The 25,526-nt window shown below is 52.7% G+C and carries 22 protein-coding genes and 2 pseudogenes; 13 read left to right on the top strand and 11 right to left on the bottom strand.

What is annotated here, in order from left to right:
* Window positions 1-478 precede the first annotated feature (478 nt).
* From HVX72_RS18475 to hybG, 9 genes are all read left to right on the top strand, one after another.
* Window positions 479-2,062, top strand: coding sequence for a methyl-accepting chemotaxis protein (locus HVX72_RS18475; protein ID WP_181822067.1), 1,584 nt, complete (start codon window positions 479-481; stop codon window positions 2,060-2,062).
* Window positions 2,063-2,251: 189 nt separating this feature from the next.
* Complete coding sequence (gene hybO / locus HVX72_RS18470; RefSeq protein ID WP_042289187.1) at window positions 2,252-3,370, top strand: hydrogenase 2 small subunit; 1,119 nt, start codon at window positions 2,252-2,254, stop codon at window positions 3,368-3,370.
* Between the two features lie 2 nt (window positions 3,371-3,372).
* Entirely contained in the window at window positions 3,373-4,359 is a 987-nt protein-coding gene (gene hybA, locus HVX72_RS18465) for a hydrogenase 2 operon protein HybA (protein ID WP_042289184.1), read from the top strand.
* Window positions 4,349-5,527, top strand: coding sequence for a Ni/Fe-hydrogenase cytochrome b subunit (hybB, locus tag HVX72_RS18460; RefSeq protein ID WP_042289182.1), 1,179 nt, complete (start codon window positions 4,349-4,351; stop codon window positions 5,525-5,527). The genes hybA and hybB overlap by 11 nt, the downstream gene beginning before the upstream one ends.
* The gene (hybC, locus tag HVX72_RS18455) at window positions 5,524-7,227 is read left to right on the top strand and encodes a hydrogenase 2 large subunit (protein ID WP_060570825.1); all 1,704 of its coding nucleotides are present in this window, start codon (window positions 5,524-5,526) and stop codon (window positions 7,225-7,227) included. Before hybB ends, hybC begins: the two co-directional genes overlap by 4 nt.
* Window positions 7,227-7,721: a HyaD/HybD family hydrogenase maturation endopeptidase gene (locus tag HVX72_RS18450; RefSeq protein WP_181822066.1), complete on the top strand. Its 495-nt coding sequence runs from the start codon at window positions 7,227-7,229 to the stop codon at window positions 7,719-7,721. Before hybC ends, HVX72_RS18450 begins: the two co-directional genes overlap by 1 nt.
* Entirely contained in the window at window positions 7,714-8,202 is a 489-nt protein-coding gene (hybE, locus tag HVX72_RS18445; protein WP_181822065.1) for a hydrogenase-2 assembly chaperone, read from the top strand. Before HVX72_RS18450 ends, hybE begins: the two co-directional genes overlap by 8 nt.
* The gene (gene hypA / locus HVX72_RS18440; RefSeq protein WP_042289173.1) at window positions 8,195-8,536 is read left to right on the top strand and encodes a hydrogenase maturation nickel metallochaperone HypA; all 342 of its coding nucleotides are present in this window, start codon (window positions 8,195-8,197) and stop codon (window positions 8,534-8,536) included. Before hybE ends, hypA begins: the two co-directional genes overlap by 8 nt.
* A gap of 18 nt (window positions 8,537-8,554) precedes the next feature.
* Complete coding sequence (hybG, locus tag HVX72_RS18435; RefSeq protein WP_042289171.1) at window positions 8,555-8,803, top strand: hydrogenase maturation factor HybG; 249 nt, start codon at window positions 8,555-8,557, stop codon at window positions 8,801-8,803.
* A 68-nt stretch (window positions 8,804-8,871) separates the two neighbouring features.
* Here hybG and yghU read toward each other — a convergent pair whose 3' ends face one another.
* Window positions 8,872-9,738: a glutathione-dependent disulfide-bond oxidoreductase gene (gene yghU / locus HVX72_RS18430; protein WP_042289168.1), complete on the bottom strand. Its 867-nt coding sequence runs from the start codon at window positions 9,736-9,738 to the stop codon at window positions 8,872-8,874.
* Window positions 9,739-9,933: 195 nt separating this feature from the next.
* Between yghU and gss the strand changes: the two genes are divergently transcribed.
* Together gss and HVX72_RS18420 are read left to right on the top strand one after the other, a co-directional pair.
* Window positions 9,934-11,793: a bifunctional glutathionylspermidine amidase/synthase gene (gss, locus tag HVX72_RS18425; protein WP_042289165.1), complete on the top strand. Its 1,860-nt coding sequence runs from the start codon at window positions 9,934-9,936 to the stop codon at window positions 11,791-11,793.
* Window positions 11,794-12,209: 416 nt separating this feature from the next.
* Entirely contained in the window at window positions 12,210-12,974 is a 765-nt protein-coding gene (locus tag HVX72_RS18420; RefSeq protein WP_181822064.1) for a hypothetical protein, read from the top strand.
* 384 nt (window positions 12,975-13,358) lie between these two features.
* Here the strand turns inward: HVX72_RS18420 and HVX72_RS18415 are convergent.
* A pseudogene (locus HVX72_RS18415) lies at window positions 13,359-13,660 on the bottom strand (SymE family type I addiction module toxin).
* 399 nt (window positions 13,661-14,059) lie between these two features.
* On the opposite strand from HVX72_RS18415, the gene HVX72_RS18410 reads away from it, so the two are divergent.
* Window positions 14,060-16,648, top strand: coding sequence for an autotransporter outer membrane beta-barrel domain-containing protein (locus HVX72_RS18410; RefSeq protein ID WP_181822063.1), 2,589 nt, complete (start codon window positions 14,060-14,062; stop codon window positions 16,646-16,648).
* A 273-nt stretch (window positions 16,649-16,921) separates the two neighbouring features.
* Here HVX72_RS18410 and hemP read toward each other — a convergent pair.
* Window positions 16,922-17,080 (bottom strand): annotated as a pseudogene (gene hemP, locus HVX72_RS18405) (hemin uptake protein HemP).
* A gap of 318 nt (window positions 17,081-17,398) precedes the next feature.
* Entirely contained in the window at window positions 17,399-17,656 is a 258-nt protein-coding gene (locus HVX72_RS18400) for a hypothetical protein (protein ID WP_131729050.1), read from the bottom strand.
* 168 nt (window positions 17,657-17,824) lie between these two features.
* On the opposite strand from HVX72_RS18400, the gene HVX72_RS18395 reads away from it, so the two are divergent.
* Entirely contained in the window at window positions 17,825-18,814 is a 990-nt protein-coding gene (locus HVX72_RS18395; RefSeq protein ID WP_042289159.1) for a hypothetical protein, read from the top strand.
* Between the two features lie 100 nt (window positions 18,815-18,914).
* Here the strand turns inward: HVX72_RS18395 and HVX72_RS18390 are convergent, their stop codons facing one another.
* Genes HVX72_RS18390 through HVX72_RS18360 form a run of 7 tightly spaced genes read right to left on the bottom strand, consistent with a single transcriptional unit; the run spans window position 18,915 to window position 25,213 of the window.
* Window positions 18,915-21,011, bottom strand: a complete 2,097-nt coding sequence (locus tag HVX72_RS18390; RefSeq protein WP_042289157.1) for a flagellar biosynthesis protein FlhA — start codon at window positions 21,009-21,011, stop codon at window positions 18,915-18,917.
* On the bottom strand, window positions 20,998-22,134 hold the full coding sequence (gene flhB / locus HVX72_RS18385) for a flagellar biosynthesis protein FlhB (RefSeq protein ID WP_060570819.1): 1,137 nt from the start codon (window positions 22,132-22,134) through the stop codon (window positions 20,998-21,000). The genes HVX72_RS18390 and flhB overlap by 14 nt, the downstream gene beginning before the upstream one ends.
* Window positions 22,134-22,907, bottom strand: coding sequence for a flagellar biosynthetic protein FliR (fliR, locus tag HVX72_RS18380; RefSeq protein WP_042289153.1), 774 nt, complete (start codon window positions 22,905-22,907; stop codon window positions 22,134-22,136). The genes flhB and fliR overlap by 1 nt, the downstream gene beginning before the upstream one ends.
* A gap of 6 nt (window positions 22,908-22,913) precedes the next feature.
* Complete coding sequence (fliQ, locus tag HVX72_RS18375) at window positions 22,914-23,186, bottom strand: flagellar biosynthesis protein FliQ (protein ID WP_042289150.1); 273 nt, start codon at window positions 23,184-23,186, stop codon at window positions 22,914-22,916.
* Between the two features lie 2 nt (window positions 23,187-23,188).
* Complete coding sequence (gene fliP, locus HVX72_RS18370; protein WP_181822062.1) at window positions 23,189-23,944, bottom strand: flagellar type III secretion system pore protein FliP; 756 nt, start codon at window positions 23,942-23,944, stop codon at window positions 23,189-23,191.
* Window positions 23,941-24,339, bottom strand: a complete 399-nt coding sequence (gene fliN, locus HVX72_RS18365; protein ID WP_042289145.1) for a flagellar motor switch protein FliN — start codon at window positions 24,337-24,339, stop codon at window positions 23,941-23,943. The genes fliP and fliN overlap by 4 nt, the downstream gene beginning before the upstream one ends.
* Window positions 24,332-25,213, bottom strand: a complete 882-nt coding sequence (locus tag HVX72_RS18360; RefSeq protein WP_181822061.1) for a flagellar motor switch protein FliM — start codon at window positions 25,211-25,213, stop codon at window positions 24,332-24,334. Before HVX72_RS18360 ends, fliN begins: the two co-directional genes overlap by 8 nt.
* Window positions 25,214-25,526 lie beyond the last annotated feature (313 nt).

The following is a 25,526-nucleotide window of genomic DNA, read 5'->3' as shown; positions in this document are numbered from 1 at the left end:
AATCCGCTTTCTTTTTAATGGAAATACGTTCAATTAAGAATCTTCTGAAAGGAGAGTGATGTAATAAAATCTTAAAATGGTCTTAAGAAAAAATAATGTTTTAATCACGGTCTGATAAATTAATCATTATGAATACATTTTTCTCGTGAATGTTTAAGCTTAAATAATAAGCTGTTTATGCCAATTTTATCCAGCGACATCGATATAATTCAAAAGAACGCCTCAAACCCAATAATTCTTTAGGGGTATTTCGGTAATTTACTGCGCGGCTGTTTTACATTTTTACAACTATTGAAAGATAAAAACACGTTAACGCAATGTGGATTTCTCGCCCGGCGATTATCGTTTTCATTAACTTTCTTGTGGAGTAAAAATTTTTATAAAATTACGCGCGAAAAATTATACCTTCGCCGCTTCCTGCCGATAACGAGGTTAGACGCGCCTCTGGGCGACTTCTCCCTCATGGCAAGGAAAACATATGTACATGCTTCGTAATTTCACTATCCGGGTTGTCATGCTGACGATCCTCGGCATTTTCTGTTTAATGTGGGTCGGTGTGGGGCTTTACAGCACCTGGTCTCTTTCTCGCGTCGCGGAGGGCAACGAGGTGGATCGCCATCTTGTTCGCCAGATGACGGTGCTCAGCCAGGGCAACGATCAGTATTTTCGCTTCGTGACCCGTCTCAGCCGCGCCATGGACGTTAAAATCGGCGGAGGGACGCCCGATTTTGCGCCCGTACAACAGGCGCTGGATAACATGAGTAAAAAGTTACAGGAGATGAAAACCCTTTCTCCAGGCCCGATGGATCCCCAGGTTGCCGCCGATGTGCTGGCTAAATGGCAGAATCTGCTCGATAAAGGCGTCACGCCGCAAATGCAACTTGCGCAGCAGGGCACGCTGACCGCGTGGAGTGCGCAGGCGAATAACGTGACGCCAGCATTGAGCCGCGCCTTCGGCGCAAGCGCAGAGCGGTTCAATACCGCCGCTGCGGTCATGCTCGATCAAACCCGGGTTATGGTCGATGGCAAAACGGCGGTGATCCGCACGCTGATCGTCAGCGCGGTAATCCTGGGAATTGCGATCCTGTTTTTTACCGACCGCTATCTTGTGGCGATGCTGGTGAAACCGTTGGGGCGGATCCGTCAGCAGTTTCGCCAGATAGCCCAGGGCGATCTCAGCCAGCCGATTGACGATATCGGGCGTAACTGTGTGGGCCAGTTGGTGCCCCTACTGCGAGCGATGCAGGACAGTTTACGCGAGGCGGTCAGCGCGATTCGCGCAGGCAGCGATAATATCTGGCGGGGAGCGACCGAAATTTCCAGCGGCAACAACGATCTCTCATCGCGTACCGAGGAGCAGGCCGCCGCGCTGGAAGAGACCGCCGCCAGTATGGAACAGCTAACCGCGACGGTAAAACTGAACGCGGATAACGCGCGTCAGGCCAGCCAGCTTGCGGACTCGGCCTCCCGTACCGCCAGCCAGGGGGGGGCGCTGGTGTCAGACGTGGTGGACACCATGAACGGCATTTCCGCCAGCTCGAAGCAGATTGCCGAAATTACCACCGTGATTAACAGCATTGCCTTTCAGACCAATATTCTCGCCCTCAATGCGGCGGTCGAAGCCGCGCGTGCCGGTGAACAGGGGCGTGGATTCGCGGTGGTTGCCGGTGAAGTGCGTAACCTGGCAAGTCGCAGCGCGAATGCCGCGAAAGAGATCGAAACGCTGATCGCCGAATCCGTTCGCCGTGTCGATCAAGGGGCGCAACTGGTGAAAGACACCGGTTCGACCATGGAGGCGATTCTGCGCGGGGTGTCAGAAGTGGAGGCCATAATGAAGCAAATCGCTTCGGCTTCAGAAGAGCAGAGTAAAGGCATTTCGCAGGTTGGCGTCGCCATTACGCAGATGGATGGCGTCACGCAGCAAAATGCCGCGTTGGTGGAACAGGTTTCTGCCGCCGCCGCCGCCGCCGCGCTGGAGCGTCAAACCGAAGAACTGCAGCGTTCGGTGCAAAAATTCCGTCTTTCGCAAAGCGATAACGCTGACTTTCGAACCGAACATTGATCCGAAAGGGGTATTGGGCCGGTTTTATTAATTACACTACCGGCTACTCCCTTCGTTTTAGTATTCCTGCGCAGTATCATAGACTACATAACCATAATAAAAATGTGGTAAATGGCGCACCGATCGCAATAACGTTTGCGCGATTGATGCAAAATAAAAGCCAGGTCTTCGCAACGGAATAACTATAAAATGACTGGAGATAATACTCTCATTAATTCTCACGGCGTTAACCGTCGTGATTTCATGAAGCTTTGTGCAGCACTCGCCGCCACCATGGGGCTCAGCAGCAAAGCCGCCGCAGAAATGGCCGAATCGGTATCCCGTCCGCAGCGCCCGCCAGTTATCTGGATTGGCGCTCAGGAGTGTACGGGGTGTACCGAATCCCTCCTTCGTGCGACCCACCCCACGGTAGAAAACCTTGTTCTGGAGACCATCTCTCTGGAGTATCACGAGGTGCTTTCCGCCGCGTTCGGCCATCAGGTTGAAGAGAATAAACACAACGCGCTTGAGAAGTATAAAGGGCAGTATGTGTTGGTCGTCGATGGTTCCATTCCCTTAAAAGATAACGGTATTTACTGCATGGTTGCCGGTGAGCCGATTGTGGACCATATCCGCAAAGCGGCGGAAGGCGCGGCGGCGATTATCGCTATCGGCTCCTGTTCCGCCTGGGGCGGCGTCGCCGCTGCGGGCGTGAACCCAACCGGCGCGGTGGGTCTGCAGGAAGTACTGCCAGGCAAAACCGTGATCAACATTCCAGGCTGTCCGCCGAACCCGCATAACTTCCTGGCGACGGTCGCGCACATCATCACTTACGGTAAGCCGCCGAAGCTGGATGCGAAAAATCGTCCCACCTTCGCCTATGGCCGCCTGATCCACGAGCACTGTGAGCGCCGTCCGCACTTCGACGCCGGTCGCTTTGCCAAAGAGTTCGGCGATGAAGGTCACCGTGAAGGATGGTGCCTCTACCATCTTGGCTGTAAAGGACCGGAAACCTGGGGCAACTGCTCCACGCTGCAGTTCTGCGACGTGGGCGGCGTGTGGCCGGTGGCGATCGGGCATCCTTGCTACGGCTGTAACGAAGAGGGCGTGGGATTCCATAAGGGCATTCACCAGCTTGCTCACGTGGAAAACCAGACACCGCGTTCTGAAAAACCTGACGTAAATATGAAAGAAGGCGGCAACGTCTCTGCCGGCGCCATTGGCTTACTCGGCGGCGTCGTCGGACTTGTGGCAGGCGTCAGCGTGATGGCGGTGCGTGAACTGGGTCGTCAGCAAAAGAAAGATAACGCTGACTCACGGGGAGAATAACCGTGAACAGACGTAACTTTATTAAAGCAGCCTCCAGCGGGGCATTGCTGTTAGGCGCCGCGCCGTCTGTCAGCCATGCGGCTGCGCAAAACCGCCCGCCGATACCCGGTTCACTCGGTATGTTGTATGACTCGACGCTGTGCGTCGGCTGTCAGGCCTGCGTGACCAAATGTCAGGACATCAACTTTCCGGCGCGCAACCCCGAAGGGGAACAGACCTGGTCAAACAACGACAAACTGTCGCCCTACACCAATAACATTATTCAGGTGTGGCGTAGCGGCGACGGCGTGAACAAAGACCAGGTCGATAACGGCTATGCGTACATTAAGAAACAGTGTATGCACTGCGTCGACCCTAACTGCGTCTCTGTCTGCCCGGTTTCCGCGCTGAAAAAAGATCCGAAAACCGGCATCGTCCATTACAACAAAGACGTCTGTACCGGTTGCCGCTATTGCATGGTCGCGTGTCCGTACAACGTGCCGAAGTACGACTACAACAACCCGTTTGGCGCGCTACACAAGTGTGAACTGTGTAACCAGAAAGGTGTTGAGCGACTCGATAAGGGCGGTCTTCCAGGCTGTGTGGAAGTGTGTCCGGCGGGCGCGGTGATCTTCGGCACTCGCGAAGAGCTGATGGCCGAGGCGAAAAAGCGTCTTTCGCTTGAACCGGGCAGTCAGTATCACTATCCGCGTCAGACCCTGAAAACCGGCGACACCTACGTGCATACCGTGCCGAAGTATTACCCGCATCTGTATGGCGAAAAAGAGGGCGGCGGTACGCAGGTGCTGGTGCTGACCGGGGTACCTTACGAAAATCTGGATCTACCGAAGCTGGACGACCTCTCTACCGGCGCGCGATCCGAACACGTTCAACACACGCTGTATAAAGGCATGATATTACCCCTGGCTGCGCTGGCGGGCTTATCCGTGCTGGTTCGTCGTAACACTAAAAACGACCATCACGACGGAGGAGACGATCATGAGTCATGATCCTAAACCGCTGGGCGGCAAAATTATCAGTAAACCGGTCATTATTTTCGGGCCGCTAATCATCCTTTGTATGCTTCTTATCGTGAAGCGTCTGGTGTTTGGATTGGGGTCCGTCTCCGATCTGAACGGCGGCTTCCCATGGGGCGTCTGGATCGCCTTCGACCTGCTGATCGGCACTGGCTTTGCCTGTGGCGGCTGGGCGCTGGCATGGGCGGTGTATGTTTTCAACCGGGGACAATACCACCCGCTGGTGCGTCCGGCGCTGCTGGCCAGTCTGTTTGGATATTCGCTGGGCGGTCTGTCTATCACGATTGACGTGGGGCGTTACTGGAACCTGCCGTACTTCTACATTCCGGGTCACTTCAATGTGAACTCGGTGCTGTTTGAGACGGCGGTCTGTATGACCATCTATATCGGCGTGATGGCGCTGGAGTTTGCCCCGGCGGTGTTCGAACGCCTGGGCTGGAAAGTGTCGCTGAAGCGTCTGAACAAGGTGATGTTCTTTATCATCGCCCTCGGCGCGCTGCTGCCGACCATGCACCAGTCCTCAATGGGATCGCTGATGATTTCGGCCGGCTACAAGGTGCATCCGTTGTGGCAAAGCTACGAAATGCTGCCGCTGTTTTCGGTGCTAACCGCCTTTATCATGGGCTTCTCAATCGTTATCTTTGAAGGTTCGCTGGTTCAGGCGGGTCTGAAAGGCAACGGCCCGGATGAAAAGAGCTTGTTTATCAAACTGACGAACACCATCAGCGTACTGCTGGCGATATTCGTCGTGCTGCGCTTTGGCGAGCTGATCTATCGCGACAAGTTATCGTACGCGTTCGCAGGCGACCTCTATTCCCTGATGTTCTGGATTGAAGTCGTGCTGATGGTCTTCCCGCTGGTGGTGCTGCGCGTGGCGAAACTGCGCAACGATTCGCGGATGTTGTACCTGTCTGCGCTGAGCGCGCTGCTGGGCTGCGCGACCTGGCGACTCTCCTATTCGCTGGTGGCCTTCAATCCAGGCGGCGGCTACCACTACTTCCCAACCTGGGAAGAACTGTTGATTTCTATTGGTTTTGTGGCTATTGAGATTTGCGCTTACATCGTTCTCATTCGTCTACTGCCGATACTTCCTCCTTTAAAACAAAACGATCATAATCGTCATGAGGCGAGCAAAGCATGAGCCAGAGAATTACTATTGATCCGGTAACCCGTATCGAGGGGCATTTACGCATCGATTGCGAAATCGAAAATGGCGTTGTATCGAAAGCATGGGCGTCCGGCACCATGTGGCGCGGCATGGAAGAGATCGTGAAGAACCGCGATCCGCGCGACGCGTGGATGATTGTGCAGCGCATTTGCGGCGTCTGTACGACCACACATGCCATCTCTTCGGTGCGTGCGGCGGAAAGCGCGCTGAACATCGACGTGCCGGTGAACGCGCAGTATATCCGCAACATTATTCTGGCGGCGCATACCACGCATGACCACATCGTTCACTTTTACCAGCTGTCCGCGCTGGACTGGGTGGACATCACCTCCGCGCTGAATGCCGACCCGGCAAAAGCCGAAGCGCTGCTGAAAGGCGTTTCCAGCTGGCACCTGAACAGCGCGGAAGAGTTCACGAAAGTGCAGAACAAGATCAAAGATCTGGTTGCCAGCGGTCAGTTGGGCATTTTCGCTAACGGCTACTGGGGACATCCGGCGATGAAACTGCCGCCGGAAGTGAACCTGATCGCGGTTGCGCACTATCTGCAGGCGCTGGAATGCCAGCGTGACGCCAACCGTGTGGTGGCGCTGTTGGGCGGTAAAACGCCGCACATTCAGAACCTGGCGGTGGGCGGGGTAGCCAACCCGATCAACCTCGACGGTCTGGGCGTGCTGAACCTTGAACGCCTGATGTACATTAAGTCATTCATCGACAAGCTGAGCGACTTCGTTGAACAAGTTTATAAGGTCGATACTGCGGTGATCGCCGCGTTTTATCCGGAATGGCTGGAACGGGGTAAAGGCGCGGTGAACTACCTGAGCGCGCCGGAATTCCCGACCGACGGCAAAAACGGCAGCTTCCTGTTCCCTGGCGGCTACATTGAAAACGCCGATCTGTCGACCTACCGTCCAATCAGCTCTCACTCCGATGAATACCTGATCAAGGGTATCCAGGAGAGCGCGAAGCACGCCTGGTATAAAGACGAAGCGCCGCAGGCGCCGTGGGAAGGCACCACCATCCCGGAATACAACGGCTGGGCGGATGACGGTAAATATTCGTGGGTGAAATCGCCGACCTTCTACGGCAAAACCGTCGAAGTGGGACCGCTGGCGAATATGCTGGTTAAACTGGCGGCGGGACGCGAGTCCACGCAGGCGAAGCTGAATGAAATTGTCGCTATCTACCAGAAGCTGACCGGTAAAACGCTGGAAGTGGCGCAACTGCACTCCACGCTGGGGCGCATTATTGGCCGTACCGTTCACTGCTGCGAACTGCAGGGTATTTTGCAGAACCAGTACAGCGCGCTGATCGCCAACATTGGTAAAGGCGATCACACTACGTTTGTGAAGCCGGATATTCCGTCCACTGGCGAGTTCAAAGGCGTCGGCTTCCTTGAAGCGCCGCGCGGGATGCTTTCTCACTGGATGGTGATCAAAGACGGCATTATCAGCAACTACCAGGCGGTTGTACCGTCAACGTGGAACTCAGGCCCGCGTAACTTTAACGACGATGTCGGCCCGTATGAACAGTCGCTGGTGGGTACGCCGATTGCCGATCCGGAAAAACCGCTGGAAGTGGTACGTACTATTCACTCTTTCGACCCCTGTATGGCGTGCGCGGTGCATGTTGTCGACGCTGACGGGAACGAAGTGGTCTCTGTGAAGGTTCTGTAATGCGGATTTTAGTCTTAGGGGTCGGCAATATTTTGCTGACCGATGAAGCCATCGGAGTGCGGATCGTTGAAGCGTTAGCGCAGCGATACGTACTGCCGGATTTCGTAGAGGTCCTCGATGGCGGCACGGCGGGAATGGAATTGCTGGGTGACATGGCGAACCGCGATCATCTGATCATCGCGGACGCCATTGTGTCCAGAAAAAACACGCCGGGTACGATCATGGTCCTGCGGGACGATGAAGTGCCTGCGCTGTTTACCAATAAAATTTCCCCGCACCAGCTTGGCCTGGCCGACGTTCTGTCGGCCCTGCGTTTTACCGGCGAGTTCCCGAAGAAGCTGACCCTGGTGGGCGTCATTCCTGAGTCGCTGGAGCCGCACATTGGCTTAACGCCGACGGTGGAAGCGATGATTGAACCTGCGCTTGCGCAGGTTCTTGCCGCGCTGCGCGAGTCTGGTGTGGATGCCGTCCCACGGGAGGTTGCGCATGCCTGAGGAGATTTCAGGGTTCCAGACCGCCCCGAAGGCGCAGGTTCAGGCCGCATTTGACGCCATCGCGCAGCGTTCAATGCACGATCTCTCTTTTTTGCATCCTGATATGCCGGTGTATGTCTCTGACTTTACGCTGTATGAAGGACAGTGGACGGGATGTGTTATCACGCCGTGGATGCTGAGCGCGCTGATTTTCCCCGGGCCGGATCAACTCTGGCCGGTACGCAAGGTGAGCGAAAAACTCGGGCTGCGTCTGCCGTATGGCGATATGACGTTTACCGTTGGCGAGCTTGACGGCGTATCGCAATATCTCTCCTGCTCGTTGATGTCGCCGCTGAATCATGCGATGTCGGCGGAAGAGGGCGTCCGTCTGGCAGACGACTGCGCGCGGATGCTGCTGTCGCTGCCGGTCAGTAATCCTGATGCGCCGCAAACCAGCCGCCGTGCATTGCTGTTTGGCCGCCGGAGTAGTGAAAATGCATGAGCTGTCTCTTTGCCAGAGCGCGGTTGAGATCATTCAACAGCAGGCAGAACAGCACGGCGTTAAGCGAGTCACTGGCGTGTGGCTGGAGATTGGCGCGCTTTCCTGCGTCGAGGAGAGCGCCGTCCGTTTTAGCTTTGACATTGTCTGCCAGGGGACAGTGGCGCAGGGCTGCGTGCTGCACATCGACTACACGCCAGCGCAGGCATGGTGTTGGGATTGCAGTCAGGTGGTTGAGATCGCCCGGCACGATGCGCAATGTCCGCGCTGCCATGGCGATCGTCTGCGCGTGGATACCGGCGATTCGCTAAAAGTGAAGAGTATTGAAGTTGAATAAACCTCTGGGTGGTTAATTATGTGTATTGGCGTTCCGGGTCAGGTTCTGGCGGTGGGTGAAGATATTCATCAACTGGCGCAGGTGGAAGTGTGTGGTATCAAGCGCGATGTCAATATCGCCCTGATCTGCGAAGGCAACCCTGCGGAACTGGTTGGGCAGTGGGTGCTGGTTCACGTTGGCTTTGCGATGAGCATAATTGATGAGCATGAGGCCAACGCTACATTAGATGCGCTGCGCCGTATGGATTACGACGTGACCAGCGCGTAATACCGCTCTCATTTCGCGACCTTCCTGGCCGGATAAGGCGCACTGCGCGCCGTCATCCGGCCAGGAACTTATCCCTGTCGCTTATCTTCCGTCTTGTTTTCAACGTCGCTGGCGTCGTGCCGCTCATGCAGCTGTTCGTTCAGCGGACCGTTGGTCTTATTCACTATTCTTCCCCGTTTCACCGCCGGACGTGCGGCAATCTCTTTCGCCCAGCGCTGCACGTTCTTGTAGCTGCCTGCGTCGAGAAATTCCGCTGCGTCGTACACGTTGCCGAGCACCACATTGCCGAACCATGGCCAGATTGCCATATCGGCAATCGTATAGTCGTCGCCCGCGACATAGGGGTGATTCGCTAACTGTTTATCCAGCACGTCCAGCAGACGTTTCGCTTCCATGGTGAAACGGTTAATGGCGTATTCGATCTTCACCGGCGCATAGTGATAAAAATGGCCGAAGCCGCCGCCAAGAAACGGTGCTGCGCCCTGTAGCCAGAACAGCCAGTTCAGGGTTTCCGTGCGTTTTGCCAGATCCTGCGGCAGGAAATAGCCAAATTTTTCCGCCAGATACAGCAGGATCGATCCCGATTCAAACACGCGCACCGGCGGATTTTGCGAATGATCGCGCAGGGCCGGGATCTTCGAGTTAGGGTTGACCTCAACAAAGCCGCTGGAGAACTGATCGCCTTCGCCGATGCGGATCAACCAGGCGTCATACTCTGCGCCGGTGACGCCCAGTGCGAGCAGTTCTTCCAGCATGATCGTCACTTTCTGACCGTTCGGCGTGCCCAGCGAGTAGAGCTGCAACGGGTGTTTACCGACGGGCAACGTCTTGTCATGGGTTGGGCCGGAGATCGGACGGTTGATGTTGGCGAATGCGCCGCCGCCGGATTTATCCCACGTCCAGACGTTTGCGGGCTGATAAGTGTTATCTGACATGTTGACCTGCCTTCTGATGGGTTGTGTTGAAGCAGTGTAGCAGGTCGCCATTGAGGCATTTAACAGATTGGCACATTTACGCCCTGCTATTTTTTGCCTTCGGGCGTCTGGCCGCTGCGCGGAGGTGTATGATGATGAATGTTGTTGGGCAGGCAAGCAGATGCCGCTCAGGCTGTACAGATTGAGGTAAGTTGGATGAGCACAGGAACGAGCAGTCAGGATGCCCCCTTTGGGACATTATTGGGCTATGCCCCCGGTGGTGTAGCCATCTATTCTTCAGATTACAGCTCCCTTGACCCACGGGACTATGCCGACGACGCCGCGTTTCGCAGCTACATCGACAACGAGTATATGGGGCATAAATGGCAGTGCGTAGAGTTCGCCCGCCGTTTTTTGTTTCTTAACTATGGTGTTGTGTTTACCGATGTCGGTATGGCGTGGGAGATCTTCTCACTGCGTTTCCTGCGCGAAGTGGTAAACGACAATATCCTGCCGCTGCAGGCCTTTCCTAACGGTTCGCCTCGCGCGCCGGTCGCCGGGGCGCTGTTAATCTGGCAAAAGGGCGGTGAATTTAACGAGACCGGTCATGTGGCGATTATCACCCAGTTGCTGGAGGATAAGATCCGTATCGCCGAGCAGAACGTCATCCACACGCCGCTCCCTCCCGGCCAGCAGTGGACGCGCGAGCTGGAGATGGTGGTAGAAAAGGGTCATTACACGCTGAAAGATACCTTCGACGATACCACGATTCTGGGGTGGATGATCCAGACTGACGACACGCAGCACAGCCTGCCGCAGCCGGGGAATGCCAATGACTCACTGAAGATCCGCGGCGCGCGTCTGGCGGAGAAAGGCCAGTTCGACGGCAAATGGCTGGATGAACGCGATCCGCTGCAAAAGGCGTATGTGGCCGCTAACGGACACGTGATAAATCAGGATCCGTACCAGTATTTCACCATCACCGAGAGCGCCGAGCAGGAGCTGATTAAAGCGACCAACGAACTGCATCTGATGTATCTTCATGCCACCGACAAGGTGCTGAAAGATGACAATCTGCTGGCGCTGTTCGATATCCCCAAAATTCTCTGGCCGCGTTTACGTTTGTCCTGGCAGCGTCGCCGTCATCATATGATCACCGGTCGTATGGATTTTTGTATGGATGAACGCGGGCTGAAGGTTTACGAGTACAACGCGGATTCCGCCTCCTGTCATACCGAGGCGGGGCTGATTCTTGAACGTTGGGCTGAACAGGGCTATACGGGACAGGGCCATAATCCCGCCGAAGGGCTGATCAATGAACTGGCCGGGGCGTGGAAACACAGCCATGCGCGGCCTTTCGTGCATATCATGCAGGATAAAGACATTGAGGAAAATTACCACGCCCAGTTTATGCAGCAGGCGCTGCGCCAGGCCGGGTTTGAAAGCAAAATCCTGCGCGGGCTGGATGAGTTGCGCTGGGACGACGCGGGGCAACTGATTGACGGTGACGATCGCCTGGTGAACTGCGTCTGGAAAACGTGGGCCTGGGAAACAGCGATTGAGCAGATTCGCGAAGTCAGTGAAACCGAATACGCCGCTGTGCCGATCCGCACCGGGCATACCAATCAGGACGTCCGCCTGATAGACGTCCTGCTGCGCCCGGAGGTGCTGGTGTTTGAACCACTGTGGACAGTGATCCCCGGAAACAAAGCGATCCTGCCGATTCTGTGGCAACTGTTCCCGCATCATCGTTATCTGCTGGACACCGATTTCACAGTGAACGACGAACTGGCGCAAACCGGTTATGCGGTGAAACCGATTGCCGGACGCTGCGGCAGCAATATCGATCTGGTCAGTCATCAGGAAGAACTGCTGGATAAAACCAGCGGGAAATTCGCCGAGCAGAAGAACATTTATCAGCAACTGTGGTGTCTGCCAAACGTCGCCGGGAAGTACATTCAGGTCTGCACGTTTACTGTTGGCGGCAACTACGGCGGCACCTGCCTGCGCGGCGACGAGTCGTTGGTCATTAAAAAAGAGAGCGATATCGAACCGCTGATTGTCGTGAAAGAATAGACGCTTACAGACCTGCGACGTGACGGCAGGCCTCAATACGGTAAGCGCTACATAAACCTAAACCCGCCTTCGGGCGGGCTTTTTACATCGTGATGCCGCCGCCGGCGCGGCGTTATTCCGCAACAGCCAGGATAAAGAGACGTTCCCCAGAGGCAGGAATATCAGAGAGCGTTAAGACTATTTTTAAAAAGAGACTTCTTCAGCAAGTTTTTAAACGTATATGGGGGGAATAGTTCTTGATCGTGTCTTGCTGGTATATTCATCATCGTTTTAAATTTTGATTTATTATTTATGCAATAAATGTTTCATCTACGGAAATAATTCTCTTTTGCCAGCTTCTTTTGTAGGTATATAATTATTGGGATTTTTCAGGGAAATAATACACGAATTCAGATCCAGATGAGGGAGCATGCACTATGAATACCCGGTCAGCAATATTTTTATGTGTGGTCGCATTCCTGCTGGCGGGTTGTGCGCCACGCTCCTCCATCGATGCGAAGAAAACGGGGCTGCGGGCGGAGAGCGGCGTCAATAAAAATGCTTCAGCACAGCTGCTGTCGGACAAGGATATTTTTGGTAACGAAACCACATTGGCGGTGTCCGAAGAGGATATCCAGGCGGCGCTGGAAGAGGATGAGTTTCGTGTACCGCTGAATTCCCCTGTTATTCTTGTACAGTCCGGTAGCCGCGCGCCGGAAACGGCGATGCAGCAAGAAATGCGGAAATATTATACTGTCGCGACCTTTTCCGGGATTCCGGACAGGCAAAAAGTGATTTCCTGCAATAAAAATGAGAACGGCGATGTGGTTGCCAGTGAGAATATGAACTGGATGCAGGCACTGCGTTACGTCGGCGCGAAGGGGCATCAGAAAGCGATCGTTGTTTATCAGGATGTATTGCAGTCCGGTAAATACGATCCCACAACCAAAACGACGACGTGGTCGGACTATAAAAATGAGAAGCTGACGGATGCGGCTTCGCTGCGTTTCCTGGTGCGTTTTACGCTCGTGGATGTGGCGACAGGAGGCTGGTCCACCTGGACGCCAGTCAACTATGAAGAGGCTGTTCTTCCCTTGCTGACGAGTAAAAGCGGCACAGCTACCACGGAGCAACAAATTACTCAGCTTAAACAAAAAACCTATGCAACAGCGGTTAAAGATTTGGTGAGTCGGTATCAGTAAATCAACTCTACATCAGACGTTGAATTATGGCGACGATCAGAAAAATTATTAGTAGGACGGGGTATTCTCGTACTGAATCGAATCCATAGCCACGAGGGAAAAATGTCGAATAAGTATATATTTTTAGAAAAACAAGATGCAATATGATTATTTGGCGACTCTCGGTAAGTGATAATATTATTATTAATATTACATTGGTTATTGACGAGTGTAATAACGAAAAAGAACCTCCACTTTTTGAAGCTTCGATCACTGACAATGTTGTTGTTTTATCAGTATTTGGTGATTTTAATGAACAAAAGATAATAAGAGAAAGAGTTACTTACGCATTTCATAAAAATAAAATATTCGTGGTTTTGTAGAGGAATAAATAAAAATCTCCGTTCAGTACACTAAACTAAACATCCCGTCTTTGATCCCTTTAACTAACTGTTTAACCTGATAAAGTTCATCATGCCGTTCCTGCACCTCGTTACGTCCGCCATCAACACAATACACCCGTCCATAATCCTCACCGTCAGTCCGCGTCCGGTCTCAAATCCCGCCTCTGCCAACCCGTCGCCACTAAGGTGCACGCTGGGGCTGCGCGAATATCCGGTGGGGACTTTGATTTTACGGTTGGTGCGGGAAATACCGACATAACCGACTTTAAGACGGCGATACTCACCCCCGATGTGGGAGTAAATGCGCTATGAGTAACCGGTATGCAGAAACCGTTTAACCAGAGCAACGACGACTGAAACCGGGAAGCTGGTAGCGGCAGGTCATCCGCGAGCACCTGGAACGGGGCGTTCGGGGCCAGACGGTGCGGCCGTGCTCGACACCAGAGGCAGGATCGTCTACCGGGTGGGGTCAGTCCAGTGGGCCCTTATGAACTTTGCAAACCTCTTACAGAGTCCACTATAAGCACGGATTAAAAACGTAATTTCTCATAGGCACATAATTTGTCCATGTAAGATATTTCTGATATAAATAGGCGTCTTATTGTTAAGGTTATTAGTGGTAATTATCTGAATTGCATTAATTTTATTTATCAATAAGTCAAAGGGACATTAAGGCATAAACTTAAAACGGAACAGAGCATCATGCTTAGAAAACTCTCTTTTATCGTCCTGCTATCTTCAGGGAATGCGCTCGCAGCTGAAGCTGTATGTAGCTCCACCGACGGGAAACAACTAACCTGTAGCGGCGAGCAAGGACTTTTTACCGATATTGACAACACCCTTAACTCATATCAAAGCGTTACTATTGATACTACAACAAATGACAGAGGCTATGGATTAGACTTCCGTCAAACTGTCCATCATTTAACGCCAGATAACATAAACATTACCACTACTGGAAAATACTCTGACGGTATTATAGGGCGGATAGCCACGACGACAATTGATGGCAACCTGAATATTAAAACGTATGGTGAATATTCCTCCGGTATATTATTGCAGGAGTTTGAATACGCCAATGTAACCATCGCTGGCGACATGGACATTTATACACGCCATGGCATGGGGATCGCCGCTGAACTTACTCTGGGCAATAATAAAAACAATCTATTAACCGCCGGAGATAATATTTCCGTTGTCACAGAAGGCGCAGGAAATAACTTAAGACGGGGTGCCGGATATGGAATCTATGCCGGCTCTGCATACTATTTAAACAGTTTGGGATTTATTCCCGATCACCATACGGCCCGTATCATGCTGGGTAACAATGTATCTGTACAAACCAGCGGCGATGAAGCCCATGGGGTGTATGCGAACAAAACAGGGATGATACAGGTTGGTGACATCTCCGTTCTTACCCGGGGTGAGCAGGCGGCGGGCCTGAAAGCGGAGGATGGCAACAAATATGCACCACCAGGACAACGTTTACTCAGAGCCCGAACTGAAAGTTATGAAGGTGGAAAAATATTCCTGACACGTAACGTTAATATCGATGTGGAAGGCGCCGGAAGTTACGCCATGCATTCGACCGGGTTTGGATCTTACATCGGTTCTTCCTGGCTTGGCGGGCAGCAGTCCAGAGGGACCTATATCGTCAATGGTAACCTGTTGGCTGAAACATTAGGGGTGATTGATTTACGGATGACCCATGGTTCAGTATTTACCGGCACCGCCGATTCTAAACAGCTGAATACTGATAATTCCCTGAATACCGTGGATAATGGCTATATTTATCTGGATATGTCCAGAACCAGCAGTATCTGGAATATGACCGGGGACTCGGTGGTTACCCGTCTGGATTTGAATGATGCGAATTTAACCTATGCTGCCCCCACCCAGCATTCATCATTTACACCTAAACTCCTGCACGTGATCGAGGATTATTCCGGAAATAATGGCATTCTGACGCTTAATACCGTTCTTGGCGGTGATGACTCTCCGACTGATAAACTGTATGTTCATGGCGATGTAGAAGCTGGTAACACTCAGGTCAGTATAAATAATATTGGCGGCCAGGGTGACCTGACGAATCAGGGCATTGAAATAGTCAATGTGGGGGGCCAGTCAATCGGCACCTTCACAAAATATGGTCGTATCGTTGCCGGCGCTTATGATTATGATGTTGTCCGTAAAGGCGAGAACTGGTATCTGGTGAGTGGCCTGCCGGAACCAACACCTGAACCAACACCAGAGCCGACGCCGGAACCAACGCCGGAGCCAATCCCGACTCCGAAGCCAACACCGAATCCTTCCCCGATAGTTCGTCCGGAAGGAGGAGAATATGTGGCTAACATTATGGGGTCTAATACCTTATTCCTGCATAGACTGCACGATCGCGTAGGTGAGCCACATTATGTCGGAGCCGTTTCAGATAACAGAGAAAAAGTTACGGGTATGTGGATACGAAACGTCGGAGGACATACTCGTTTCAAAGACAGCAGTGGGCAAATCAACACCCAGGCGAACCGTTATGTTCTCCAGTTAGGTGGGGATATTGTGCAATGGAGCAGTGACGGTAAAGACAGATATCACCTCGGTATTATGGGCGGATACGCCAACCAGAAAAGTAACTCCCATAATAAATTCAGCCATTACTACAGCGAAGGGAGTGTAAACGGCTACAGCGCAGGTATTTACGGAACATGGCTGGAAAATAACGCCGAGAAGACGGGGGGGTATGTTGATACCTGGCTTCTGTATAACTGGTTTGACAATACCGTAAGCGGCAATTCCCTGGCTTCCGAAGACTATAAATCGAAGGGCTTCACTGCATCGGTTGAGTCTGGTTACACATGGAAACTTGGCGAGAAAAATCATCGGGAAAGCTATTTTGTTCAGTCTGTTGCACAACTGACATGGATGGGCGTTAAAGCTGACTCTTTCACGGAGAAAAACGGAACGCGCGTTGAAAGTGAAGGTGATGGAAATATCCAGACCCGACTGGGGACCCGTTTGTTTATCAAAGGTCATAGTCAGCTTGATGAGGGTAAACAGCGAATTTTCGAACCGTTCATCGAAGCCAACTGGATCCACAACACACGCGATTTTGGCGTATCAATGGGTGGAGTGGATGTCAAACAGGCAGGAGCGCGTAACATTGCTGAGCTGAAAACCGGTGTAGAAAGCCAGATCAACCGCAATGTAAATCTGTGGGGGAATGTTGCACAACAGATTGGCGACAAGGGCTACAGTGATACCAGCGCCATGCTGGGACTTAAAGTCAATTTCTAAACCTACCTGAAAAACAGCGCCAGGCATAGTGCCTGGCGCTGTATCTCGATGCGGTACTGTGTTGTGGAGTGGCACAGTAAATTTGGCCACCCGTTTAAAGGTGATATTCTCGTCTCAACACAAAACGGGTGACTTAATGGACAAGAAAACCCGGCATACCTTCACTCCGGAGTTCAGTCTGAAAGTTTGCAGGCGTAGCATAATAATTCTCCCTGAGGAAAATGAAATAGTGCTGGATGGGCGTCACCTGGGTGGCTGGCGAAGTGGGATGATTTATTTCGTCAGTATCAATTTGCCGGAATGCGTCTGGCGTAGTTGATAGTGTTCGCTATTGTACGCAATTCATACCGGGCCCTCGTCGCCGGATAACGTTTTGCTGTTGATCAGATGTTTCACGGGGGAAGGACGCGACGAAACGCGATGTGTTGTCAGAGCGGCTGATGTGTTGCTCAGTCCTGGCACATTTATTATGGAACTGATAATCAACTTGGTAGCGAGAAGCATTATCAAGATAAGCGAGAATGCACCAAGCGATTTTGTTTAGAAAAAAGGCGGCTGGATCAATTTTTTATATTCCGTGGCGCCACGGTTTGTCCGGGAAGGGGCTGGTCAGGTAATCATTCTTCTTTACGTCCGTTTTCTTTCATGCGTATCAACACCGTGTTGTTTTAATACTGATTCATCTTATCAGGGAGATTATTGGCGGAGACGAAAACGTGTTATCTATATGTCAGATAAAAACAGAGCAATTTAAATCTCTATCTCTTTACCGAGATCGTATTCTATTAACGTCCATTTAACAGGAGAACCCTGATAATAGGGCAGCATTTCTCCCTTTTTTAAATTTACCACGGCCGAAACGACGGTGCTGGAGAGCTGCCAGTAGCCACTTTGTGGGCTGAGCTGACCGCTGTTGCGAATGATGCCAAGCGGCTTGCGGCGGGAATCGTCTTGTTGAAGTGAAGAAGAGAGCACCGAAAGAGTGTAATTACTGCTATCAATTTTCATAACATAACTTCCAACAAAGAATACATATGACGTATAAGCGACCGTCGGGGGCGATTGCTTAAGCTGATGGCATTATTATTTATCGCTGGAATTAACTTATGCGACTTATTGCAAATAAACGCTGTTTTCGCCAAAATGGGCGACCTTTTTGGTTAAAGAATACGCAAAATGACCTGCCGCCTGATTAATTGTTTGCTCCTGACCCTTTCGCTTTTCACCAGCAGCGCGTTTGCGGTGAACTGTTTGCGCGCCTCGACGCCGCTGGAAAACACCATTTGCGGCAACGATAATTTGCACTGGCTGGACAGCACGATGAGCGTGATTTACCGTACAATGCTGGTAAAAAGCGGTAACCATGACGTGCAGCAGCGTTATGCGGAGTGGGAGTCATCGCTGAAAAACTGCACGACGGATACCTGCATTGAACGCGCTTATTACGAAGGGATCAGCACCATTTCGGACGTAGCGCCCGATTTTGACTGGGAAGGGCGCTGGTGGAACGTCAGCGTCTCCAATATGAGCGGCGGCACCATTCAGTTTAGCCGCAGCGCGGAGTGGTCGGTCACAACGGACATTCGCGTCTGGTCAGGACGGAACAAGGATGAATTTGCGGCGGAGGCCCGCAAACTTTACGGTATGGCGCTGGTGGAGCGTATCGCGGATACCAATAACTGCCGGTTACTGTTTATTCCGCGCAAGAGCGGCGCGATTCAGGTCTTCAGCAATGCGGACTGGAGCTGTGGGCTCTCAATGCCGAGCGGTGCGTTTATTGACGGGCGCTATGAGCGTGCCGACAGCGATCCGCGGCCAAAAGCGACGCTGCTGTCGCTGGCGATTTTCTCTGATCCGAAGATGGATGAACGTTTTCGCACGCTGGTAGGAAGCGACTACCAAAAGTTTGTCGACACGGCCAATGTTTATATGTATCAGGAAGATACCGACAATATCGGCGCGACGGTGGTCTCTATGTGGGTGCGGGGCGCCGCCAATAACCAGACGGCGATCATCATGTACACGAAAAGCGACATCTGGGCGGCGAGAGTTTATCCGAATGAGAAAGGTAAGCTACAGCTGCAATATTTCAGCACGAAAGGGAACGATCCGCGCACCATGACCCGGACTATCGCCGAGTGGAAGCTGCGTTTTCTGGATAAATAAAGCCGGATAAGCGAAACGCCATCAGGCTTTATTACCTACGGATGACTCTCTCTTTAAGAGCGGGTCAGGAGGGAGGGGAAACGATACGCACAAATGCCCTTTACCCCAGCGTACCCACCACGTTCAAATCAGTGTCATCCGGCACTTCATTATAAGAAAGCACATGTAGCCCATTGGCGAAGAGGCGTCCATAACGGGCGATCACCGGTCGCAGTTGCGGCGTCACCAGCAGCAGCGGCGGCAGGCTTTTCGCTTTCATCTGCTCGTAGACCATCGGCATGGTGTTTTGTAGCTGCGTCAGAATATTCGGGTCGACCGGGAAGCTGTCCAGCGCCACTTTTCCCGCCTGCTGCGCCTGGGTGAGCGCGCCAAGCAGCATATTCTCCAGTTCATTATCGATGGTATAGGCCACCAGTTGGGGCCGGTCCGCGTTAATGCTGTGCACAATCGCGCGGCGCAGGGCAAAGCGCACGTCGGCGGTGAGCAGAACCGGATCTTTGGTCACGGCTGAACTTTCCAGCAGCGTGGAAGCGATCGTCACAATATCCTTCAGCGACACCTGCTCCAGCAGAAGTTGGCGGTAGATCCGCAGCAGTTGGCTGTAGTTCAGCGCCGCGTTGAGATCTTCCGCCAGCTTAGGCGCCTGCTGGGCCAAACGGGCGTGAAGATGCGTAATATCATCATAGTTAAACAGCTCCGGCAGATGCTCGCGGGCGACCTTATTAACGTGGGTCGCCACCACGCTGGCGCAGTCCACCACCTGATAGCCCAGATTCAGCGCTTTGGATTTTTGCTCCGGGTCGATCCAGACGATCGCCATGCCGTAAGCCGGGTCGGTATCCAGCACACCGTCTATCTCGCCATACAGCTCCGCGCCGGGGATCGCCATCAGCTTATCCGCGTGGACTTCGCCCAGTGAGGTGCGGATCCCGTTGATATGAATGGCGTATTGCGCGGGCTTAAGGCGGAAGTTTTCCCGCACGCGAATTTCCGGCAGCAGCACGCCGCAGTGTTCGGAAATGACCTGCCGCACGCCGCGAATACGCTGGGTAAGCGGGCTGCCTTTAGACTCATCCACCATCATTACCAGCTTATAGCCGAGATTGAGGCCAATCGGTTCCACCAACGGAATATTCTCCCAGGTGATCGATGGCGTTTCATCCGGCGTGAGCGCCTCTGAAATGGCGTCCATATCGCTTTCTGGCTGTGCGGGCTGCACCACTTTGCTCTGTCGCCAGGCGGCGAATAACAGCAGCGCCGTGAAGCTCAGGAAGGCGATGTGGGGCATGCCCGGCACGATGGCAAGAATAAACATCACGAACGCGGCGGTGTAGAGTACTTTCGGCTTCGAGAGCAACTGGGCTTTAATCTCGTCGCTGACGTCGTTGCCTTCGCTGACGCGGGTCACGATAATCGCCGCGGCGGTTGCCAGCAGCAGCGACGGGATCTGCGCCACCAGGCCGTCACCGATAGTCAGCAGAACGTACTGACGGAACGCGTGGGTGGCGTCGAGATCGTATTTAAAGATACCGATGCAGATCCCGCCGATCACGTTGATGATCAGTACCATGATCCCGGCGATGGCGTCGCCGCGTACAAACTTCGAGGCCCCGTCCATCGAGCCGTAGAAATCGGCCTCTTTCGCCACTTCCTGGCGGCGGGTGCGTGCCTGCTGCTGATTGATTAACCCGGCGTTGAGATCGGCGTCGATCGCCATTTGTTTACCCGGCAGGGCATCGAGGGTGAAGCGCGCGGAGACTTCAGAAATACGTTCCGCACCCTTAGTGACGACCACAAAGTTGATGATCATCAGGATGATAAATACCACGAAGCCGACCACGAAATCGCCGCCGATCACCACCTGGCCGAAGGCTTCAATCACCTTACCGGCCGCGCCTTCCCCTTCATGACCGTGCAGTAACACCACGCGCGTTGATGCCACGTTGAGGGTGAGGCGCATCAGGGTGGTGATAAGCAACAGAGTCGGGAAAATGGCAAAGTCCAGCGGACGCTGCATATTGACCGACACGAGTAGCACAATCACCGCCAGTACGATGTTGAAGGTGAAGAAGATATCCAGCATCAGCGGCGACAGCGGCAGAATAACCATTGCCAGCACGCAGAGAAGCAAGATAGGCACGCCAACGTGCCACTGACGGAGCACGCTGAGCGCGTTGCGCAATTTACTGTTCGCCATTGGCTTTTAAGACCTCCTGAGGAATGTTTATCTGCCTGTTCAGACGGGGTTTTTGCTCAACGTTGCCTGCGCGCCACGATTTCAGCTGCATCACATAGGTCAGAACGTGGGCGATAGCGCGGAAAAGCTGCGCCGGTATTTGCTGGTTAACGCGCGTGGTGTAGTAAACCGCGCGCGCCAGCGGAGGAAACTCCACCACTTCAATGTCGTGGCTGGCGGCGACTTCACGGATCCACAACGCCACGTCGTCGATGCCTTTGGCGACGATGTAAGGCGCTTCCGCCTTTTGCGGATCGTATTTCAGCGCCACCGCGTAGTGGGTCGGGTTGGTGATAATCACATCCGCCGTCGGGACGGTTCGGCTGATCTGCCCCATCGCCATCTGGCGCTGCAACTGGCGAATACGGCCTTTGATCTGCGGGTTACCGTCGTTGTTTTTATGCTCCTCTTTCACTTCCTGTTTGGTCATGCGCATCTTTTTGGTGAACATGAACTTACTCAGGGGAACGTCAAGCAAAGCAAAGATGACAATAACCGCGACAAAATAGCTGACAACGTGATGGAAAATATCGAAACCCTGCATGATCGCCTGGCGTAAATAAAGGCGCTGAAGATGCAGCAGCCCGTCCATGGAGTCGTGCACCATCATGTAGAGAACGCTGAGAATAATGCCGCATTTGAGCAGCATCTTGCCGACATCCAGATAGTGGCTGGCGGAAAAAAGCCGCTTTACGCCGCTGATGGGCGACAGTTTTTTGATGTCGGGTTTCAGCTTTATCGGCGTAAAAATCCAGCCGCCAGGGATCAGGCTGGCGACCATGCACGCCAGCGGAATCGGGATCAGGGTGGCGATAAAACGCAGCAGTATCCAGACGTTCAGCAGCAGAAACTGATTAAGCGCTCCCGGATCGTCGATTTTCGAACCCATCTGGCCGACGGCGATAAACGACTCCCCGACCAACTGGCGGTAGTAGGGCAGGAACGCCGCGAGGGTGAAAAATGATGCCACCAGACCGACGGCCATCGTCAGGTCTTTCGAGCGCGGGATATCGCCCTTTTCGCGCGCTTTGCGCAGCTTCCCGAGGGTGGGTTTTTCGCTTTTATCGCCACCGGAAGAGGCCATTAGTGCACCCTTATGGCGTCGAGTTTCGCCAGAATTTCAGTGGTCAGGTTGAGATAGTGGTCAGGAATATTCGTGACCAGCATTGAAATGCAAAGCAACCCGAACAGCATGCTGATCGGGAAGCCGAGCGAAAACAGGTTCAGCGTAGGCGACACGCGGTTCAGCAGTCCAAAACCGCCCTGAACTATCAGCATCACAAAAGTGGTCGGTAGAGCGATAAGCGTGGCGGAGGCCATGATCCAGCCGAGGCCCTGGGCGATCAGGGTCAGTGTAGGGTTGTTGATAGCCTGGCCGATGGGCCAGTAGCTGAAGCCCTTATACAAAATCGTCACCATCAGCAGATGGCCATCCATAACGAAAAAAAGCAGGCCGCAGAACACGTAGATAATTTGTGAAATCACGGTGGTGGAGTTGCCGTTGATCGGGTCGTTCATCATCGCCATCCCGAGCCCCATATTCATAGACAGAATATGTCCGGCGGTTTGCAGGGCGACAAACACCAGCTGGAGGGCGCTGGCGAAAAGGATGCCCCACAGTAACTGCTCGCTAATCAGCAAAATGGTGCGTATCGACAGCAGTTCGCTCAACAGTACATTGTTTGGCAGCATAGGGGTGATAATGACGGACAGCGCCAGCGCAGTGGCGATTTTAATCCGGCGGGAAAACGCTTTGTTATCCAGCACGGGGGCGAACTGCAGAAACGCCAGAATACGGATGAAGGGCAGCACCAGCGCCATTAATGGCGTAAGCAGCGCCTGAATATCGATTCCCATTGCGGTTTAGCCTACCAGCCCCGCCGCCTGGTGAAAGATCTGCGTGGTAAAGTCCACCAACTGCGTCAGCATCCACTTTCCGGCAAAAATCAGCACCCCCAGCGTCACCACCAGGCGCGGCAGAAAGCTCAGCGTCTGTTCGTTAATCTGCGTGGTGGCCTGAAAAATACTGACGCACAGCCCGACAATCAGGCTGGGTACAATCGCGACGGCGGAGATCAACAGCACCAGATGAATGCCGGAGGCCATGATGTCTCCGGCGGTATCCATATTCATCATCGTTATAACCCCTGCACACTGGAGGTCAGCGTGCCGACAATCAGCGTCCAGCCGTCGCAAAGCACGAACAGCATCAGCTTAAAGGGCAGCGAAACGATCAGCGGCGACAGCATCATCATCCCCATCGCCATGAGAATACTGGCGACGATCAGGTCGATAACCAGGAAGGGGATGTAGATCATGAAACCTATCTGGAAAGCGGTTTTCAGTTCGCTCAGCAGGTACGCGGGCGTTACCACCGTTAAATCCTGTTCGCGGGCATCACCTTCGATACCCGCGATGCTCATCATCTGCGCCATCGCCTTATTGTTGGTTTGCGCCAGCATATATTTTTTCAGCGGGGCTTCCGCCTTTGCCAGCGCCTGCTTCAGCGTGATTTCATCGTTCTGGAACGGGGTGATGGCGTCCGTATAGATGGTCGTCCATACCGGGCGCATCACCAGCAGCGTCAGTGCCAGTGCGATACCGGTCAGGATTTTATTGGGTGGGCTCTGCTGTAGCCCCAGCGCCTGGCGCAAAATCGCCAGGACGATAATAAAGCGGGTGAAACAGGTCATCATCAGCACCATGATCGGCAGCAGGCCGAGCAGGGTCATCAGGATCAGGATCTCAATTTTGACGTTGTAATCCTGGCCTGTCTGCGTCGTTGCGGTGCTAAAGAGGGTGACATCACCATTTGCCGCCAGTACGGGCCGGGCAAACAGCAAACCCAGGAGCAGCAACAGGGCGATGCCGCTGCGGTAAAACGACTGATTCATCGCGTCAACTCACCAAGCTCTTTGGCGTTAAACTCGATAATGCGCAGCCCATATTTATCGTTCAGCACCACCACTTCTGCTTTGCCGAACAGAATGCCGTTAACCTTGATATCCAGCGGCTCGCCTGCCATTTTGTCCAGTTCGATGACGGAATCGCTGTTGACCGTCATCAGCTCTGCCAGCGAAATATCGACGGAGGCGACTTCCAGCGTCAGTGTGACCGGAATACGGCGGAACAGGGCCATTTTACGCATGTCGGTCATCGGCGCGCTGCGCGTTTCCGACTGCAAATCAAGACGGATATTGCCTTCGACGGTGGCTTCCTGCGGCATATCGCTGAGGTTCAGATCGTCAAGATCGAGAGACTGACTCAGTTCGTGTTGCAAATCACTCATAGTGTTTCTCGGTTGTTTTGTCATAGATATCGCACAGGAACAACTTGCTGCGATCTTCTGCAATTGCGGCTTCAAAAATTTGTTCTTTACCGATAAAAACCGGTAACGGTTCATTGACGGCGATAGGGATGATGTCGCCAGGTTTGATATCGGCGATCTGCGCGACCGTCAGGTTAAGGCTGGCCAGACGGCCATTCAGCTTCAACGGCAGCGTATCGAAAAGACGCTCGATTTGTGCCGGGCTCAGCGGTGCGCTTTGCACGCTGCTTTGGCTGGCTTCGGGTGTACGCAGCGACGCCAGCATCTGATCGACATGATGATGGTCGAGGAGCACGGTAAAGCTGCCGTGGTCATACCCTTCGAGCGTAAAGGTAATACACCATGACCATTGGCTAATGACCGTGGAATAATCGATTTTAATATCGAGATTTTCCCCGAAGGTTTCTTTGCTGATAATTAATGACGTTAATTCCTGGCCCAGTTTACTTTTCAGGCGTTCTTCGGTTTTGGTCACCGGCAATGTGTCGTCGGGCTCGACATGATTACTGTCTTTGCTCAACCCATAATAATCATGAAGAATATTCAGCAGTAAAATACGGTCAATGACAAACGCAATATTACCGTAGGGTGTTGAGAATATTTGCGCGTTTTTATAGTTTTGATCTATCGCAAACGTCATGGTCTTTAACGCCGCATTGACGCGGAGCTTCTTCAGAAAATAGATGCTCAGTCTGGCGTCAAGGATGTCAAAGCAGTCATTCATCAGCTTTGGCAGTTTATGCCATGGGCGACCGAGCTTGCTGATCTCTGGTTTGATGAGATCGGGCAAATCATCGTGCTTATGGATTCTGATTCGCTGTGAGACAGGGTACATGATTATTCCGGGTTAATAGTAATGGTCAATCGAGTAATAACGCTCGTTATTAATCTGAATGGCGCTATCTACAAAAAAATCGTGGAAGCATTTGAGTTTTTACAATCTCGTGTCGCTCTACTACAACATCGGGGAAACTTCGCGAGGTGCAGACTTACACTCCATTCATCAGGAAGAGGATTAGACAATTACAGGCTTTTATTTGCAATAGGTAATGGGTTATTAATCCATTATTTATCTGCGATCATATTGATTAATAACTTTTATAACTTATTGTTTTTAAATGATTAATATTTTAATACCCATTAAAAAA

It is taken from the genome of Citrobacter sp. RHB21-C05 (assembly GCF_013889015.1).
In the GTDB taxonomy this organism is placed as follows: Bacteria; Pseudomonadota; Gammaproteobacteria; order Enterobacterales; family Enterobacteriaceae; genus Citrobacter_A; species Citrobacter_A sedlakii.
This window is presented reverse-complemented; position numbering and strand designations above follow the sequence as displayed.

Coding starts and splice junctions, on each gene's coding strand:
- HVX72_RS18420 (WP_181822064.1), top strand. CDS start 12,210: ATGAATACCCGGTCAGCAATATTTTTATGTGTGGTCGCATTCCTGCTG.
- HVX72_RS18395 (WP_042289159.1), top strand. CDS start 17,825: ATGACCTGCCGCCTGATTAATTGTTTGCTCCTGACCCTTTCGCTTTTC.
- fliP (WP_181822062.1), bottom strand. CDS start 23,944: ATGAATCAGTCGTTTTACCGCAGCGGCATCGCCCTGTTGCTGCTCCTG.
- fliR (WP_042289153.1), bottom strand. CDS start 22,907: ATGGGAATCGATATTCAGGCGCTGCTTACGCCATTAATGGCGCTGGTG.
- hybB (WP_042289182.1), top strand. CDS start 4,349: ATGAGTCATGATCCTAAACCGCTGGGCGGCAAAATTATCAGTAAACCG.
- gss (WP_042289165.1), top strand. CDS start 9,934: ATGAGCACAGGAACGAGCAGTCAGGATGCCCCCTTTGGGACATTATTG.
- HVX72_RS18475 (WP_181822067.1), top strand. CDS start 479: ATGTACATGCTTCGTAATTTCACTATCCGGGTTGTCATGCTGACGATC.
- flhB (WP_060570819.1), bottom strand. CDS start 22,134: ATGGCCTCTTCCGGTGGCGATAAAAGCGAAAAACCCACCCTCGGGAAG.
- HVX72_RS18390 (WP_042289157.1), bottom strand. CDS start 21,011: ATGGCGAACAGTAAATTGCGCAACGCGCTCAGCGTGCTCCGTCAGTGG.
- yghU (WP_042289168.1), bottom strand. CDS start 9,738: ATGTCAGATAACACTTATCAGCCCGCAAACGTCTGGACGTGGGATAAA.
- hybC (WP_060570825.1), top strand. CDS start 5,524: ATGAGCCAGAGAATTACTATTGATCCGGTAACCCGTATCGAGGGGCAT.
- hypA (WP_042289173.1), top strand. CDS start 8,195: ATGCATGAGCTGTCTCTTTGCCAGAGCGCGGTTGAGATCATTCAACAG.
- HVX72_RS18400 (WP_131729050.1), bottom strand. CDS start 17,656: ATGAAAATTGATAGCAGTAATTACACTCTTTCGGTGCTCTCTTCTTCA.
- hybO (WP_042289187.1), top strand. CDS start 2,252: ATGACTGGAGATAATACTCTCATTAATTCTCACGGCGTTAACCGTCGT.
- fliQ (WP_042289150.1), bottom strand. CDS start 23,186: ATGATGAATATGGATACCGCCGGAGACATCATGGCCTCCGGCATTCAT.
- HVX72_RS18450 (WP_181822066.1), top strand. CDS start 7,227: ATGCGGATTTTAGTCTTAGGGGTCGGCAATATTTTGCTGACCGATGAA.
- hybE (WP_181822065.1), top strand. CDS start 7,714: ATGCCTGAGGAGATTTCAGGGTTCCAGACCGCCCCGAAGGCGCAGGTT.
- fliN (WP_042289145.1), bottom strand. CDS start 24,339: ATGAGTGATTTGCAACACGAACTGAGTCAGTCTCTCGATCTTGACGAT.
- HVX72_RS18410 (WP_181822063.1), top strand. CDS start 14,060: ATGCTTAGAAAACTCTCTTTTATCGTCCTGCTATCTTCAGGGAATGCG.
- HVX72_RS18360 (WP_181822061.1), bottom strand. CDS start 25,213: ATGTACCCTGTCTCACAGCGAATCAGAATCCATAAGCACGATGATTTG.
- hybG (WP_042289171.1), top strand. CDS start 8,555: ATGTGTATTGGCGTTCCGGGTCAGGTTCTGGCGGTGGGTGAAGATATT.